The 15,766-nt window shown below is 68.0% G+C and carries 15 protein-coding genes; 8 read left to right on the top strand and 7 right to left on the bottom strand.

The window, feature by feature from the left end; genetic code table 11:
• Positions 1-9 precede the first annotated feature (9 nt).
• Together G9373_RS15720 and G9373_RS15715 are read right to left on the bottom strand one after the other, a co-directional pair.
• Positions 10-1,374 carry an FAD/NAD(P)-binding oxidoreductase gene (locus G9373_RS15720; protein ID WP_167115672.1) on the bottom strand — a complete coding sequence of 455 codons (1,365 nt, stop codon included), beginning with the start codon at positions 1,372-1,374 and terminating at the stop codon, positions 10-12.
• Positions 1,364-1,582 (bottom strand): ferredoxin, encoded by a 219-nt coding sequence (locus tag G9373_RS15715; RefSeq protein ID WP_005572322.1) that lies wholly within the window; start codon positions 1,580-1,582, stop codon positions 1,364-1,366. Before G9373_RS15715 ends, G9373_RS15720 begins: the two co-directional genes overlap by 11 nt.
• Positions 1,583-1,940: 358 nt before the next feature.
• Between G9373_RS15715 and G9373_RS15710 the strand changes: the two genes are divergently transcribed.
• On the top strand, positions 1,941-2,225 hold the full coding sequence (locus G9373_RS15710) for an ANTAR domain-containing protein (protein WP_005259010.1): 285 nt from the start codon (positions 1,941-1,943) through the stop codon (positions 2,223-2,225).
• Here the strand turns inward: G9373_RS15710 and G9373_RS15705 are convergent.
• A complete protein-coding gene (locus G9373_RS15705) occupies positions 2,222-2,563 on the bottom strand; it encodes a TraR/DksA C4-type zinc finger protein (protein WP_005259009.1) in 342 nt (113 codons plus the stop codon). The genes G9373_RS15710 and G9373_RS15705 overlap by 4 nt on opposite strands.
• An 83-nt stretch (positions 2,564-2,646) precedes the next feature.
• On the opposite strand from G9373_RS15705, the gene G9373_RS15700 reads away from it, so the two are divergent.
• The gene (locus G9373_RS15700; RefSeq protein WP_167115669.1) at positions 2,647-3,408 is read left to right on the top strand and encodes a class I SAM-dependent methyltransferase; all 762 of its coding nucleotides are present in this window, start codon (positions 2,647-2,649) and stop codon (positions 3,406-3,408) included.
• Between the two features lies 1 nt (position 3,409).
• On the opposite strand, the gene G9373_RS15695 is transcribed toward G9373_RS15700, so the two are convergent.
• A complete protein-coding gene (locus G9373_RS15695) occupies positions 3,410-3,949 on the bottom strand; it encodes a DinB family protein (RefSeq protein ID WP_005259007.1) in 540 nt (179 codons plus the stop codon).
• A 41-nt stretch (positions 3,950-3,990) separates the two neighbouring features.
• Entirely contained in the window at positions 3,991-5,010 is a 1,020-nt protein-coding gene (locus G9373_RS15690) for an Lrp/AsnC family transcriptional regulator (RefSeq protein WP_005572320.1), read from the bottom strand.
• A gap of 128 nt (positions 5,011-5,138) precedes the next feature.
• Here G9373_RS15690 and G9373_RS15685 point away from each other — a divergent pair, with 128 nt between their 5' ends.
• From G9373_RS15685 to G9373_RS15660, 6 genes are all read left to right on the top strand, one after another.
• Entirely contained in the window at positions 5,139-6,383 is a 1,245-nt protein-coding gene (locus G9373_RS15685; protein WP_133985173.1) for a M20 family metallopeptidase, read from the top strand.
• Positions 6,380-7,708 (top strand): MFS transporter, encoded by a 1,329-nt coding sequence (locus G9373_RS15680; RefSeq protein ID WP_167115666.1) that lies wholly within the window; start codon positions 6,380-6,382, stop codon positions 7,706-7,708. Before G9373_RS15685 ends, G9373_RS15680 begins: the two co-directional genes overlap by 4 nt.
• A gap of 93 nt (positions 7,709-7,801) precedes the next feature.
• On the top strand, positions 7,802-8,944 hold the full coding sequence (locus G9373_RS15675; protein ID WP_120660397.1) for a lipase family protein: 1,143 nt from the start codon (positions 7,802-7,804) through the stop codon (positions 8,942-8,944).
• A 157-nt stretch (positions 8,945-9,101) separates the two neighbouring features.
• The gene (locus tag G9373_RS15670) at positions 9,102-10,757 is read left to right on the top strand and encodes a helix-turn-helix domain-containing protein (RefSeq protein WP_005572316.1); all 1,656 of its coding nucleotides are present in this window, start codon (positions 9,102-9,104) and stop codon (positions 10,755-10,757) included.
• Between the two features lie 116 nt (positions 10,758-10,873).
• Positions 10,874-12,382 (top strand): aldehyde dehydrogenase family protein, encoded by a 1,509-nt coding sequence (locus G9373_RS15665; protein WP_167115663.1) that lies wholly within the window; start codon positions 10,874-10,876, stop codon positions 12,380-12,382.
• Positions 12,383-12,407: 25 nt separating this feature from the next.
• Complete coding sequence (locus G9373_RS15660; protein WP_005258992.1) at positions 12,408-13,520, top strand: NDMA-dependent alcohol dehydrogenase; 1,113 nt, start codon at positions 12,408-12,410, stop codon at positions 13,518-13,520.
• Positions 13,521-13,554: 34 nt separating this feature from the next.
• Here G9373_RS15660 and G9373_RS15655 read toward each other — a convergent pair whose 3' ends face one another.
• On the bottom strand, positions 13,555-14,559 hold the full coding sequence (locus G9373_RS15655; RefSeq protein ID WP_007297605.1) for an LLM class flavin-dependent oxidoreductase: 1,005 nt from the start codon (positions 14,557-14,559) through the stop codon (positions 13,555-13,557).
• Positions 14,560-14,668: 109 nt separating this feature from the next.
• On the bottom strand, positions 14,669-15,652 hold the full coding sequence (locus G9373_RS15650) for an LLM class F420-dependent oxidoreductase (protein WP_005570385.1): 984 nt from the start codon (positions 15,650-15,652) through the stop codon (positions 14,669-14,671).
• Positions 15,653-15,766 lie beyond the last annotated feature (114 nt).

Raw genomic sequence — 15,766 nt, 5'->3', positions numbered from 1 at the left:
CTCTCCCTGTTACTTCGGTAGCGAGACGAACTCGACGCGACGTTCGGTCGGCAGATGGCCGGTCACCGCGACGGTGGGTCCGTGGCTGAGAACGGCCGGGTCCGGCAACTCCGACGCACGCACCTCGAACGGCTCCGCCCGGTCCATGACGTCGAAGTCCGGGGGGAACGCGGCCGCCGACTCGATCAAGCCCCGGTAGAAGTCGAGCCACTTACCCTGATTGAACGCCACAGCCGCCGTGACGCGTCCGCGGAAGCCGTACGCCGCCACGAATCGCCGGTCGGCGACGGAACCCTGCGTGATTACCACCTGATCGGAGTAGGTGGGGATACCCACGGACTTGATGTTGACGCCGAACTGGCTGGACCAGAACGCCGGAATCTCGAGGTGCGGCCGCCGGCGGAGACCGTCGTGGATCATGTTGTGCGCCGCCACCTCGGCCTGACCGATCGCGTTGCCCCAGTGCTCCAGTGCCAGCAACTGGTAGTCGTAGAGCGGATGTGGTTGCCGCGCAACGTCACCGGCGACGAACACGTTGTCGGTGACGATGCCGTTGATGTCGAATGCCCGGCAACCGGCGTCGCACGTGACCCCGCGGGGTCCCGCGGCGAGACCGGAGCCGAACAGCCAGTCGGTGTTGCGGATACTGCCCTGCGCGACGATCGCCACGTCGACGTCGAGTGTGGTCCCGTCCGACAGATGCGCACGGCACAGCTGCCCGTTGCCGTCCCCGTCGAGCCCGGTCACCGTGACCCCGGTGCGCAGGTCGACGCCGTGGGCGCGTTGCATGTCGGCCGCGACCGCCGCCACCACTCCGCCGAGCGCGCCGACCAGCGGTGCCGGGCCGCGTTCGGTGACCGTCACGGACAGCCCGCGCTCCCGGCACACCGACGCGATCTCCGATCCGGTGAACCCGGCCCCGATCACCAGGACATGACGTGGTCCGGCGGACAGTCGCTCGTTCAGCCGGCGTGAGTCGTCGCAGGTTCGGATGGTGAAGACGCCGTCGAGTGCGGCCTCGGACGAGTTCGACCACGGCCTGGCGCGGACGCCGGTCGAGATCAGCACCTTGTCGAACTCGACGGTGTCGCCGTCGCTGAGAACAACCCGGTTGTTCTCCAGATCGAGCCGGGTGGCCCGCACACCGAGCCGCCACTGCGCGTCGAGGTCCGGGCGGAAGGGCAGCGCCGCGTGGTCGGGCGGCATGATTCCGAGGAGCACTGCCTTCGACAGCGGGGGCCTGTCGTACGGCTCGTAGGGTTCGTCGCCGATCAGGGTGAGGGAACCGTCGAAGCCCTGCCCCCGCAGTGCCTCCGCGGCGCGCAGGCCCGCGAGCGACGCGCCGACGATGACGATCCGCACGTCACTGCCCATCGTGTCGGGCGGGGATGTCCGTGGTGATGGCATGCACCGGGCACGCGGCGGCGGCTTGCGCCACATGGTCGCGTTCGTCGTCGGTGGGGCCCGCGTCGTAGAGAAGTGCCTCTTCTCCGTGCAGGGTGAAGACGCCGGGTGCGAGGAACACGCACTGCGCGTAACCCTGGCACCGATTGAGGTCGACGACGAGTTTCACGTCAATCATCCCGATTCTGAACAGTTCTGGTCACACGGGTCCACAGGGACTGCGCGGCGCACGGCCGTCCGATCGCGTCGGGCGGAGACCTCCACCCGGAAACCAGTATTCCGGAATGGCCGAACTGTTCGGTTTGGATCCGCTGTTCTGGAGCCATTCAGAAATGTGGCGCCGTCCGCCCCTACCGACGGGTAGTACCCTGAAGTAGTAACGAGAGTTACAAGTATCTTGCCGGCGTTCGTATCCTGCTGGCGAGAAACAACTTTCGGACACGGTCTCGATTCGGCAACACGGACGCCCCGATCGTGATGTGATGTGGTGACAAGAGACCGGCAACGCCCAGTGGCGACACCTCAGAGGCGGAAGATTGACGATCGAAGCTCACCGCGACACCCGCGCGACACGGCACCTGTCCGCTTTGGACGCTGCAGTACAGATCCTGACCACCGCGCGCGGTAGCTCGTACAGCGCGGACCAGGCCTTCGACGAACTACTCGATTCCTCCATGCGGCATCAGGTCGATGTCGGTGATCTGGCGGAAGCCCTCGCCGACCTCGCCGACGGCGTGCACCCCGCCGCAGACGACCATCGACGGGCACGGGACGTGGCCACCCGGGAATGGGGAGCCCTCCTGTCCGGTAACACCGGCTAACCGGCGCAGTCGATACACGTCTGCGCGGCAGGTAGCGCGTCGAGCCGGACGTCGGCGATCGGCAGGCCGCACCGCGTGCAGAGGCCGTACGTCCCGTCGTCGAGCCGCTGCTGCGCCGCCGCCAGATCCTCCAACTCGCGCCGCGCGTCGGCCAGTAGCGCCGACACCTGGGCCCGCTCGAACGCGATGGTCGAACCCTCGGGGTCGTGTTCGTCGTCGTCCGTGGTGAATTCCGAACCCTCCACGATCGCAGTGAAACGGCCGGTCAGCGATGCGATCCGGCGTTCTGTGTCGGCGCGTTCCTCGGCGATTCGGGTGTGGTGTTCCGGGACGGTCATGTCTGGGTCAACATCGCCGGCGGCCCGGTGCTTCCCCACGTAATCCGCTCGATCGACCCGGAATTTTCTGTCAGGCTTCCGGCATGGGACGCACATTCGAGGAACTGGTGGCCGAGGCGGAATCCGTGTCGGTGGACGGCTGGGATTTCTCCTGGCTGGACGGCCGGGCCACCGAACAGCGGCCGTCGTGGGGATACCAGCGCCTGATGGGTGAACGGCTCGCGCGCGCGAATGCCGCCCTGGACATCCAGACCGGGGGCGGGGAGGTCCTCGCCGGTGCGGCGAAGATGCCTCCCGTGATGGTGGCGACGGAATCGTGGCCGCCCAATGTCGCGAAGGCCACGGCGCTGCTGCACCCGCTCGGTGCGGTGGTGGTGGCCGACGCGGACGAGCCGCCGCTGCCCTTCGCCGACGGCGCCTTCGACCTGATGACGAGCAGGCACCCCGCCACGGTGTGGTGGGACGAGATCGCCCGCGTCCTGCAACCCGGAGGTACGTACTTCTCGCAGCACGTCGGGCATGCGAGTGTCTTCGAACTCGTCGAGTACTTCCTGGGGCCGCAACCGGAGAAGGTGCGGCGCGGCCGCCACTACGAGGACGAGAGTGCGGACGCGCAGGCCGCCGGTCTCGACGTCGTCGATCTCCGCTTCGAATCCCTGCGGATCGAGTTCTTCGACATCGGCGCCGTCATCTACTTCCTGCGCAAAGTGATCTGGATGGTGCCCGGCTTCACCGTCCAGCGGTACCTCGAGCGGCTGCGGGAGCTCCATGAGCTGATCGAGGCGGAGGGGCCGTTCGTGGCGCACTCGACCCGCTTCCTCATCGAGGCTCGCACCCGCGGCTGACTCAGCCCATCGACTTCGACCCGTCGAGAGCCTCCCGGATGATGTCGGCGTGCCCGGCGTGCTGGGCGGTCTCGCCGATGATGTGGAGCAGGACACGGCGGGCGGACCAGCGTGATCCCGGTTCGAACCACGGCGCTTTCGGCAGCGGATGCGAGATGTCGAGGTCGGGCAGCGAGGCCACGATCTCGTCGGTCCGGTGCGCCACCTTCGCGTACCGGTCGAGGACGTCGGCCAGCGTCTCGTCGTCGCGGAGTGTGAACTCCTTCTCGCGATTGTCGGTGCCGGTGCCGTCCGCGGGACCGCCCCGAACGGCGTCGGTGCCGCGCACGATGAAGTCGGCCCACACCCGTTCGACGTCCGACACGTGTTTGACGAGTCCGCCCAGGCACAGTTCGCTCGCCGTCGTGCGCTGGGCCGCCTGCTCGTCGGTGAGGTCCCGGACGGTGTAGCGGAGGAAGTAGCGGTGCTTCGCCAGCGACTCCAGCAAATCGGCACGCTCGCCGGTCGTCGACGTTTTCGCGGTAGAGGTCACGGTGATCACCTGCTCCAGCCGGTCCGATGATGCCCATTCGACCGTAGCGGTCAGCCGCCGTGCGCGGTGACATAACCGGTCGCGCGGCCGTGGGTGTCGAGTTCCCACCCCATCCGCTTCCGGGACCGGAGCGTGACCGACGAGTCGATGATCTCGAGGCTGGGGGCTCGGCTCTCCAGCCACTCCTGAACCCGCAACAGGTCGGGCAGCGAGGGCACCCACATGCTGACGAGGAAGTTCGCGGGTCCGGTGAGCGACATGCACAACCTTAGTTCGGGCCGGGTGTTGACGATCTCCACGACTTCCCGGTGTGCGCGCACGGGCAGGCGGCACCACCACGTGACGGTGATGGGCCACCGCGTCGCGTCCTGGGCCACGTCGCAGCGCAGCACCACCGCACGGGAGCGCAGCAACCCCGCGAGCTGCCTGCGAACCGACGATGCCGGCCGGTCGATGACCGAGGCGATCTCGCGCGCGGACGCCCGGCCGTTCCGGGTGAGTTCGCGGACGAGCGCGCGGGCGACCTCGTCCGTCAGGCTTTCCGGCCGAGCCGATCCGGACTGCGGAGGGGTGCTCTCCAGCGCGGCGATCGCGGCGGACTGTGCCGTGTCCAGGGAATCGAGGCGCCAGCGACTGCCCTCCGCGTGGAGTGCGGTGCACGTGTGGGTCCGGGTCGAATTGACGCTCGGGTGGCCGGGCAGTTCCTCGAGCACCAGGTCCGACAACTCGTGCAGGGACCCCGTCTGCACGGTCAGAATGAGATCCCGCCCGCGCGCGGCATGCTCGATGGACGCCACCCGCGGGTCGCGAGTGAGGGCCTCGACCAGCGCCTTCGTGCCGCTGAGATCGCACGTCACCTCGATCATGGCGGTGAATGCACCGGCGCCCGTCATCGGCGCGGGGTACGCGGTGATCCAGGCCAGTCCGCGCTCGGTGATCGACTCCCATCGCCTTGCCAGCGTCGCGGACGTCGTCCGCAGGATCGGGGCGAGCTCGGACCACGTCGCGCGTGGACGGATCTGCAGTGCATGAATGAGCGAAAGCTCCGATTCAGTCAGCAATTCGCTCATATAACCTTCCCTGACTCGGCGCAGATGATCGTTTTCGACGATCTCGGCAGTCCGTCGCTGCGCGGATCACAGCATATGACCACCGACGCATTCGGTCGAGAAAGTGACCACCGACATAAGGGAGAGCAATGAATCTCGTGGACGACGCCCGCGCCCTCCAGGGTGACCTCGTGCAATTGCGTCGCGTATTGCACCGCGAACCGGAGGTCGGACTGGACCTGCCGCGCACGCAGGAACGTGTCCTCGAGGCGTTGGACGGCCTTCCGCTCGAGATCTCGACGGGAACGAACACGACGTCGGTGACCGCGGTGCTCCGCGGCGGCAGGCGCTCGATCGACGCCGCGCAGACGGTGCTGCTGCGCGCCGACATGGACGGACTCCCGGTCACCGAACAGACAGGACTCGACTTCGCTGCGCAGAACGGCGCCATGCACGGATGCGGACATGATCTGCACACCGCTGCGCTGGTCGGCGCGGCGCACCTGCTCAGCCGTCATCGCGACCACTTGGCGGGTGACGTCGTCCTGATGTTCCAGCCCGGCGAGGAGGGGTGGGACGGCGCCAAGGTCATGGTGGACGAGGGTGTGCTCGACGCCGCCGGGCGCCGCGCCGACACCGCCTACGGCATGCACGTCTTCTCCTGCCAGAAGCCGCAGGGGCGGTTCTTCTCCAAGGCGGGCACGCTGCTCGCGGCGTCGTACAAGCTGACCGTCACGGTGCGCGGGGCGGGCGGCCACGGATCGTCCCCGTCGACTGCCCGGGATCCGATCACCGCGATGGCCGAGATGATCACGTCGCTGCAGACGATGGTCACCCGGACGTTCGACGTGTTCGACCCCGTCGTGGTGACGGTCGCGAACGTGCAGGCCGGGTCGCGGCACAACATCATTCCCGACGATGCGCGGTTCGAGGCGACGGTGCGGTGCTATTCGCCCACCACGTACGAGAAGGTCCCGGCGGCGCTGCGCCGGGTGCTGGAGGGGGTGGCGTCCGCGCAACGCGTCGAGGTCGACGTCGCCGTGGCCCCCGAGTTCCCGATGACAATCAATGACGTGGACGAGGTCGCGTTCGGTGCCGAAGTGGTCAGCGACCTCATGGGCGAGGACCGATACGAGACGGTCACCCATCCGATGGCAGGGTCCGAGGACTTCTCCTACGTCCTGCAGGAAGTGCCCGGTGCGTTCATCGGACTGGGCGCGTGCATGCCCGGTGCCGATCCCGCTGCCGCTCCCATGAACCATTCGCCCCGAGCGCAATTCGACGACGCGGTACTCGCCGACGCCGCCACCATCTACGCCGGACTGGCCGTTCGACGGCTGGACAAGGCCCGATCCGACAATGCTGCTGTGGCGGCGGGGAGCGACGCACGATGACCGAGATCGCCACCGAGAGAGGGACCGTGAACGCCGGCCCGCACACCGGCCGGCAGAGGTCCGAGCGCTGGGAGAAGGCCCGCGCGATCGTCGGCGTGGGCACGGGCAACGGGATCGAGTACTTCGACTGGACCGTCTACGCGACGTTCGCCGCGTTCTTCGCCCCGCAGTTCTTCCACACCGGCTCCGCGGTCTCCGACCTGCTCGCGTCGTTCGGCGTCTTCGCCGTCGGATTCGTCGCCAGGCCGTTCGGCGGTCTGCTGTTCGGCTGGCTGTCGGATCGGCGGGGACGCAAGCTGTCGATGACGCTCGCCGTCGGACTGGCCGCGGTCGGCAGCCTGATCATCGGTCTGACCCCGACCCACCAGACGATCGGTGTCGCGGCGGCGGTGGTCCTCGTCGTGGCGCGCCTCGCGCAGGGCGTCGCGCACGGCGGTGAATTGCCCTCCGCGCAGACCTACATCGTCGAATTCGCGCCGACGGCCCGGCGTGGACTGTGGTCGAGTCTCATCTACATCTCCAACACCACCGGAGTCGTCGTCGGCACGCTTCTCGGCGCACTGCTCACGACGACGCTGAGTTCGGAGCAGATGGCAGACTGGGGCTGGCGGGTGCCGTTCCTGCTGGGCGGCGTGCTCGGGCTGTTCGTGCTGTGGATGCGGTCCCGGATGAAGGAGACCGAAGTCTACGAGGAGTCGGGTGACGAGACGGCGAAGCAGTCGATGTGGCAGCTGTTCCTGGCGCACCGGCGGCAGGTGTTCCAGATCCTGTTCTTCACGGTCGGCGGCACCGTCGTCTACTACGTGTGGGCCGTGTCGGCGCCGGCGTACGCGATCACCGTCCGGGGCATCGATCCGTCCGGCGCACTGTGGGCGGGGGTCGGCGCGAACCTCGTACTGATTGCGTCGCTGCCGTTCTGGGGTGCGTTGTCGGACCGGATCGGACGCAAGCCGGTGCTATACATCGGCAACGTCGGTATCGCTGCCCTGCTGTTCCCGCTCAACGCCATGATCGGGCACAGCGCGGTCACGCTGTTCGTCGCGATGGCGATCGCCCTGTTCGTGATGGGCGCGATCCTGTCGGTCATGCCGGCAATGATGGCCGAACTGTTCCCGACCGGGTTGCGTGCCGCCGGTGTCGGCGTGCCGTACTCGATCGGTGTGGCCGCGTTCGGCGGAACGGCCGCGTACGTCCAGACGTACTTCGCCGACCGCGGCACGCCGGACCTCTTCGAGTGGTACGCGCTCGCGCTGGTCGCGGTCTCGATCGCCGCACTGTTCACGATCCCCGAGACCCGGGGACGGGATCTCGCGTCCCAGACGTAGCGCACGTGAGTGGCAAAGCGTGCTCCCGTACGCTTTGCCACTCACGTGCGGGGGAGGCTCTATCTTGAAGCGGTGAAGACACACTCGGTACGGATGGCGCGAGCCGCGGCAAGCGTCGCGATCGCATCGCTGACGGTGGGCGGCACCTGCCTCGCCTCCCCGGCCGCGTTCGCGGACGAGGCCGAACGCGCGCCGGGGAGCGTCGTGGAGGTCGAGCCTCTGCCCGTCGACCTCTGGATCCCCGGCGCCGCCGACGCGCAGCGAATCACCTACTGGTCGATCGGGTCCGACGGGAGCCCCGCACTCAGCAGCGGCGCCCTGTACGTGCCGCCGGGGGAGGCGCCCGACGGGGGATGGCCGGTGGTCGCGTGGGCGCACGGCACGTCCGGTCTCGCGGACGACTGTGCGCCCTCGCTCGTCGGGCCCGCGCTCCCCGAGCGGGACTACCCGTACCTCGGACGCTGGCTCGACCAGGGATACGCCGTCGTCTCCACCGACTACGTCGGCCTCGGCACACCCGGTGTGATGCCGTACCTCGACGGAAAGGTCGAGGCGCACAGCGTCGTCGACTCGGTGAAGGCCGCCCGCGCCGTCGACGAGTCCCTGTCGAACAAGTGGGTCGTGGTCGGCCAGTCGCAGGGCGGCGGCGCCGCGATCACCACCGCCCGCTACGCCACCGAGTACGGCGGCGAGACGCTCGACTACCGCGGGGCCGTGGGAACGGGTGTGCCCGCGAACATCGAGCTGACACTGCTGCCGCTCGGCCCGGGAGTGCCGCCCACGGCGATCCCCGCCGGCCTCACGTCGTACCTGTTCTACATCCTCGCGGGACTGCGGTCGGCGCACCCCGAGATCGACCTCGACTCGTATCTCACCCCGCTCGGCGCCCACTACGTGAACGCCGCGGAGCAGCTGTGCGTCAACGACCTCCACGACGCCGCGGAGGGTGTGGTGGTCGGCGACCTGTTCGGCAAGCCGCTGAACCAGATCCCGAACTTCCACGGACTGCTCGTGGACTACATGGGCGTCCCGACGAGCGGGTACGACCGTCCCCTGTTCATCGGGCAGGGGCTCACCGACATCGACGTGCCCGCGCCCTCGGCGTTCTCGCTGGTCGCGGCGCTGACCGCCAACGGTGAGCCGGTCACGTTCAAGACCTATCCCACCGACCACAGCGGCACGCTCGTCGATTCGCAGGCCGACACCATCCCGTTCGTGCGGGGGCTGTTCGACTGAGTTAACGCGGCACTGTCCAGATTCCGGACAGTTGCTCGCCGCGCCCGCAGGCACTATGGCGTGGGTCACACTGGGTGGGTACGTTCGGGTGTGAGTCGTGCACCGGTGCACGACCTGACCCCCGCGCGGCAAGGAGTCGAGGTTGGAGTTTGGCGGCATGACCGGGCACGCGGCGATGCGGCCGGAGATCGCGTTGTCCTGGAAGCGTTCGGCGCTCAGCGGCCTGGAACCGAGTTCGACGCCGACCGGTGACTCCTGCTCCGACCTGGACGAGTCCAGCCGGCTGTTGCAGGCGGCCCGGCCCGTCCTCGACGAGATGGAACAGCAGATCCAGGGCACCGGATTCTGTGTCCTGCTCGCCGACCGCGACTGCCGCATCGTCGCCCGGCTCTTCGACGGCCCCCGACTCGAGCGTCTGATCGACGGCGCCGGGGCGGTGCTGGGGTCGAGGTTCGGCGAGGACTGCGTCGGGACCACCGCGCTGGGGACTCCGATGGAGGTCCGGCGTGGAGTCGTGATCCACGGCGAGGAGCATTACCTCGAGCGGTTCAAGGACCTCAGCTGTTACGGACACCCGATCGTGCATCCGGTGACGCGCCGCGTCGAGGGCATCCTCGACATGACGGGCGTCGCGTCGCGTGCCAACCCGCTGTTCGCCCCGTTCCTGGCCCGCGCGGCGGGGGACATCGAACGACGGCTGCTCGAAGGGTCCAGGGTGTCTCAGCAGCGGCTCGTGGACGCGTTTCAGCGGGTCTCGCCGCAGAATCAGATGGCGGTCACCGCGATCGGCGAGGACATCCTGCTCAGCAATCGGGTGGCGCTCGACCTGCTCCAGGTGTCCGATCACGCGACGCTGCGGGGGCTTGCCGCGGACCTGCGTCCGGAGCAGTCGAAGACGGTGCGCATCCAACTGTCCTCGGGCGAACCGGCGTTGGTCCGCGCCGACCGCGTGGCAGGCACGGACGGCGGGGCCGTGTTCGTCGTCCGGCCGGACCGCCGGACCAGCACCCCCATCCGGCGCGGCAAGTCCCCGTCGAGTTCCGTCGTCGAACGCAGCAGGTCGGAGTTGTCGCGGCTGCGCGGGACCCGGGATCCGGTGGTGATCAGCGGCGAACCGGGAACCGGCAGGACGACGGCGGTCCGCGACCTGGCCGGCGACCGGTCGCTCGTATGTATGGACGCCACCGCCATCGCTCTCGACGGCGCCGAGGCCTGGATCGACCGACTTCTCTCGCTGGCGGCGGGACCCTCCGCGGTCCTGGTGATCGAGGAAGTGCAACTGTTGCCCGAGTCGATGCTGCCGCTGGTCGTGAAGATGCTGGCGGCCGACGCGGGGCCACGCATCGTGATGACGAGTTCTCCTCTGGGTGACCTGCCGCCGGGCGTGGCGGGTCTGGTGGGCCGCTGTCCCGGACAGGTGGTGCTTCCGCCGCTGCGGCAACGCAGCCGCGAATTCGCGGACATAGCGCAGGGGATCCTCGATTCGGTCCGTCCCGGTCTCCGGCTCACGGCGAGCGCGCTCGACGCTCTGATCGCCCGCGACTGGCCGGGCAACATCGCGGAACTGTCCGTCGTGCTGCAGGCCGCCGCGGGCAGACGCAGCAGCGCGAACATCGCTGTCGCGGATCTGCCCGACCAGTATCGGACGCCGACGCGGGTGTCCCGGCTGGCCGGCCGCGAGCGCGCCGAACGCCAGGCCATCGTCGACGCACTGCAGGAATGTGGCGGCAACAAGGTGCACGCCGCGGCCGCGCTCGGCATCAGCCGCAGCACGCTCTACGTCCGGATCCGAGCCCTCGATATCACCGTCTAGCTGCAGTTTCATCCACCGATCCGCGACCGTCCGGAGGTGTCCGAAGTCAGGACAGTTAGTGATATGGCAACCAGTGCACTATGAGCCACGTCACATTCACAACTTCGGAGGTTTTGATGACAGCGACGATCGAACCCAGCCAAGCGGAACTCTTGCCGTCGGTACGGAACTTTCTGTCCGGCACCAAGCGATTCCTCGTCGGAGGGCAGTGGGTGGAATCGGCGAGCGGCGAGACGTTCGAGACGATCGACCCGGCCACCGGGCAGGTGCTGACCACCGTCGCGCGCGGTGGCGCCGAAGACGTCGACCGCGCGGTCCGGGCCGCACGCACGGCATTCGACGAGGGCCCGTGGGCGACCATGAAGCCCAACGAGCGGGAACGGCTGATCTGGCGGGTCGGCGACATCCTCTCGGAGCGCGCCGAGGAATTCGGCCAGCTCGAGGCGCTGGACAACGGCAAGTCGGCGGGCATCGCGGCCGCTGTCGACGTCGCCTGGTCGGCCGACATCTTCCGCTACTTCGCGGGCTGGGCCACCAAGATCGAGGGCAGCACGGTCAACGTGAGCATGCCGTTCGTCCCCGGTGGCCAGTTCCATGCGTACACGCTGCGTGAACCCGTCGGCGTCTGCGGTCTGATCGTTCCCTGGAACTTCCCGTTGCTGATGGCCGCATTCAAGCTGGCCCCCGCGCTCGCCGCAGGCAACACGGTGATCCTCAAGCCCGCGGAGCAGACCCCGCTCACCGCGATCCTGCTCGGCGAGGTGTTCGAGGAGGCCGGCTTCCCGCCCGGCGTCGTCAACATCGTCACCGGCTACGGAGACGCGGGCGCGGCACTGTCGGCCCACGACGACGTCGACAAGATCGCGTTCACCGGCTCCACCGAGGTCGGGAAGAAGATCGTCGACGCCGCCAGGGGCAACCTGAAGAAGGTGTCGCTCGAACTCGGCGGCAAGAGCGCCAACGTCGTGTTCGCGGATGCGGACTTCGACGCCGCCGTCACCGGATCGCTCAACGCCTGGCTGTTCAACCACGGCCAGTGCTGCGTCGCAGGCACCCGGATGTTCGTCGAGGACAGCATCTTCGACGACTTCACCGCAGCGGTCGCCGAGGCCGCCGGCCAGGTCAAGATCGGCCCCGGACTCGACCCCACCACCCAACTCGGACCGCTGGTGTCGCAGGAACAGTTCGACAAGGTCACCGGCTACCTGGCCGCCGGACTCGCCGACGGCGCCCGCGCCCTCACCGGCGGAAAGCGCTGGGGCGACACCGGCTTCTACGTCGAGCCGACGGTGTTCGTGGACGTGAAGCCCGAGTTCAGCATCGTCGAGGAGGAGATCTTCGGCCCCGTCGTCGCAGCGCTCCCGTTCAACGCAGAGGAGGGAGTCGCAAAGGCGGCGAATAGCAGCATCTACGGCCTCGCCGCCGGAATCTGGACCAAGGACCTGTCCAAGGCCCACCTCACGGCCCGTCAGCTCAAGGCCGGTTCGGTGTGGATCAACCTTTACAACGGGTTCGACACCGCCATGCCGTTCGGCGGATACAAGCAGTCCGGGTGGGGACGTGAGCTCGGGGCCACCGCCATCGATCTCTACACCCAGACCAAAGCCGTCAACATCGCACTCTGACCGTCACTCAACGAGGAGAGAAGACATGAAGACCAAAGCAGCGGTTCTGTTCGAGACGCACAAGCCGTTCGAGATCATCGAACTCGATCTGGACGGCCCGGGTCCCGGCGAAGTGCTCATCAAGTACGTCGCGGCAGGCCTGTGCCACTCGGACCTGCACCTCACCGACGGCGATCTGCCGCCGCGTTTCCCCATCGTCGGCGGGCACGAGGGTTCCGGCATCATCGAGGAAGTCGGCCCCGGTGTCACCAAGGTGAAGCCCGGCGACCACGTGGTCTGCAGCTTCATCCCGAACTGCGGCACGTGTCGGTACTGTGCCACCGGCCGCCAGAACCTGTGTGACATGGGCGCCACGATCCTCGAGGGGTCGATGCCCGACGGATCGTTCCGGTTCCACTCGGGCAAGCAGGATTTCGGTGCCATGTGCATGCTCGGCACGTTCGCGGAGCGCGCCACCATCTCGCAGCACTCGGTGGTGAAGGTGGACGACTGGCTCCCGCTCGAGACCGCCGTCCTCGTCGGCTGCGGTGTGCCGTCCGGTTGGGGCACCGCGGTGTACGCCGGCGGAGTTCGCGCCGGTGACACCGTCGTCATCTACGGCATCGGCGGACTCGGTATCAACGCCGTGCAGGGCGCGGTCAGCGCCGGCGCCAAGTACGTCGTGGTGGTGGATCCGGTGGCCATGAAGCGGGAGGCCGCGCTGAAGTTCGGCGCCACCCACGCGTTCGCGGACGCCGCGACCGCGGCAGAGAAGGTCAACGAACTGACCTGGGGACAGGGCGCCGATCAGGCCCTCATCCTGGTGGGCACCGTCGACGAAGAGGTGGTGCAGAACGCGACCGCCGTCATCGGCAAGGGCGGCACCGTCGTCATCACCGGCCTCGCCGACCCTGCCAAGCTCACCGTGCACATCTCGGGAACCGACCTGACCCTGAACCAGAAGACGATCAAGGGTTCGCTGTTCGGCTCGGCCAACCCGCAGTACGACATCGTCCGACTGCTACGCCTGTACGACGCGGGTCAGCTCAAGCTCGACGAGCTGATCACCACCAAGTACACGCTCGAGCAGGTGAACGAGGGCTACCAGGATCTGCGGGACGGAAAGAACCTGCGTGGCGTGATCGTCCACCAGCAGTAGGCGGCTTCGCCGCCCGTGCGCCTTTCTGGTTGTGCTAGCTACCAGAAAGGCGCACGGGCGCTCCGCGCCACACGTCGGCGAGCAGGTCGTACGTCTTCAGCCAGGACTCGGTGTTCTCGGCATGGGAGGCGACGATCAGCTCGTCGGCCTGCGCGTGCTCGGCGAATTCGTCGAGGTACGTCTTGACCTCGGTGGGGGTGCCGACGGCCGAGTAGCGCACCATCTGCGCGACCTGCTGACCCGCCGGGGACGTCATGATGAGGTCGACCTCCTCGGGGGTGAACTTCTGCCCGCGACCGACCATCTGCACCACCCGCCGCCGCAGGGACGCTTCGAACTGCCGGTGCGCGTCCTCGGTGGTGTCCGCGGCGATGGCGTTGACGCCGGCGATGACGTACGGCTCGGACAGATCCTCGGACGGCTCGAACCGCTCCCGGTACAGCGTGACGGCGTCGACGAGCGAGTCGGGGGAAAAGTGGGACGCGTTGGCGTAGGGGAGTCCGAGCTTCGCGGCGAGCTGTGCGCCGAACGTCGAGGACCCGAGGATGTAGAGGGGAACGTTCGTACCCTTGCCGGGGATCGCGTCGACGCCGGGAACCCGTGACACACCGCGGAGGTATGCCTGGAGTTCCAGCACGTCCTGCGGGAAGCGGTCCGCGGACGCCGGGTCGCGGCGCAGCGCATACATCGTCTTCTGATCACTGCCCGGGGCGCGTCCGAGTCCGAGGTCGATGCGACCGGGGTGCAGTGTCTCGAGGGTGCCGAACTGCTCCGCAATCGTCAGCGGCGCGTGGTTGGGCAGCATGATGCCGCCGGCGCCGAGCCGGATGCTCTCGGTGTGCGCGGCAACGTGCGCGATGAGGACGCTCGTCGCGGATGAGCCGATCGACGGCATGTTGTGGTGCTCCGCGTACCAGATGCGGCGGTACCCGCGGGTCTCCGCGAGTTGCGCGAGCTTCACGCTCGCATCGAAACTGTCCCGCGCCGTGTCGCCCTCGCGGATGTAGGCCAGATCGAGAATCGACAGAACAGCGCTCACGGGATTCGTTACCTTTCGTCACCAAGAACAGGCGCGAGAGGTCAGCCTCGCGCACTACCTCTGGGTGCAACCGCAGAGGTAGTGCGCGTATTCCGGGCGGCCGGAACGGTCAGGCGTCGACGAGGGGACGCAACGTGCGCCCGGTGAGTTCGACGATGCCGGGTTCGTGCCCGTTGGCGACGAGATTGAGGACGATGCCGTCGATTCCCGCGTCGAGGACACGGGCCTTCAGCTGTTCGGCCACCTCGTCGGGGGCGCCGCAGAACTGCCGGTCGGTGGCGGCGGCGCGTTCCTCGTCCGACGCCTTCGACAGGTCGACACCCTGCGTGAGCAGGAAGTCGTGCTGGAGCTGCCGGGCGCGGTCGCCGTCCTCGTCGATGATGACGAAGGCGAGGTAGCTGGTCTCCAGCGTGGACCGGTCGCGACCGATCTCCGAGCACCGGGCATCGAGGGCCTCGAGCTTGCGCGGCAGTTCGCGGGCGTTGCAGATGATGTTCAGGTGGTCCGCGAACCGGGCGGCGAGACCGAACGTCTTCTTCTCACCGCCACCTCCGAGCATGATCGGCAGGTTGTCGCGGATCCGTGGCTCGTTGATCGCGTTCTCGACGTGATACCACTTGCCGTCGAACGTGGGACGTTCGCCGTGCAGCATCGGCGCGATGATCTGCAGTGCCTCGTCGAGTCGTTCGAATCGGTCGGTGAACGTGCCGAACTCGTAGCCGTACTGCTTGTGCTCGAGTTCGAACCAGCCGGCGCCGATTCCGAGGACGGCCCGTCCGCCGCTGGCGACGTCCAGGGTGGTCACCGCCTTGGCGAGCATGGGAGGGTTCCGGTAGGTGTTGCCGGTGACCAGCGCGGACAGCTGGATGTTGTCGGTGGCCGTGGCGAGGGCGCCGAGGGCGGTGTACGCCTCGAGCATCGGTTCGTCGGGCGCACCGATGCCCGGCAGTTGATAGAAGTGGTCCATCACGAATGCGGTGTCGAAGCCCGCGGATTCGGCCTCACGGGCCTGCGCGATAACGGTCGGGAACAGGTCCGCGACGGGGGTGGAGTAACTGAAATTCGGCATCTGATATCCAAGGCGAATAGTCACCCGTTCGACGCTACTCGGATGGCGGCTGCGGCACCTCCCTGAATTCGAGGGTAGGCGGGTGCGCACCCTGGGGTGCCTGGTGGAGGCGGTGCGTGTCGAGCAGGCTGACGGTTG

Origin of the sequence: Rhodococcus sp. A14 (genome assembly GCF_011603105.1) — a bacterium.
Classification (GTDB): domain Bacteria; phylum Actinomycetota; class Actinomycetes; order Mycobacteriales; family Mycobacteriaceae; genus Rhodococcus_F; species Rhodococcus_F opacus.
The sequence above is the reverse complement of the archived record's forward strand: the minus strand, read 5'-3'. Positions and strand labels throughout refer to the sequence as shown.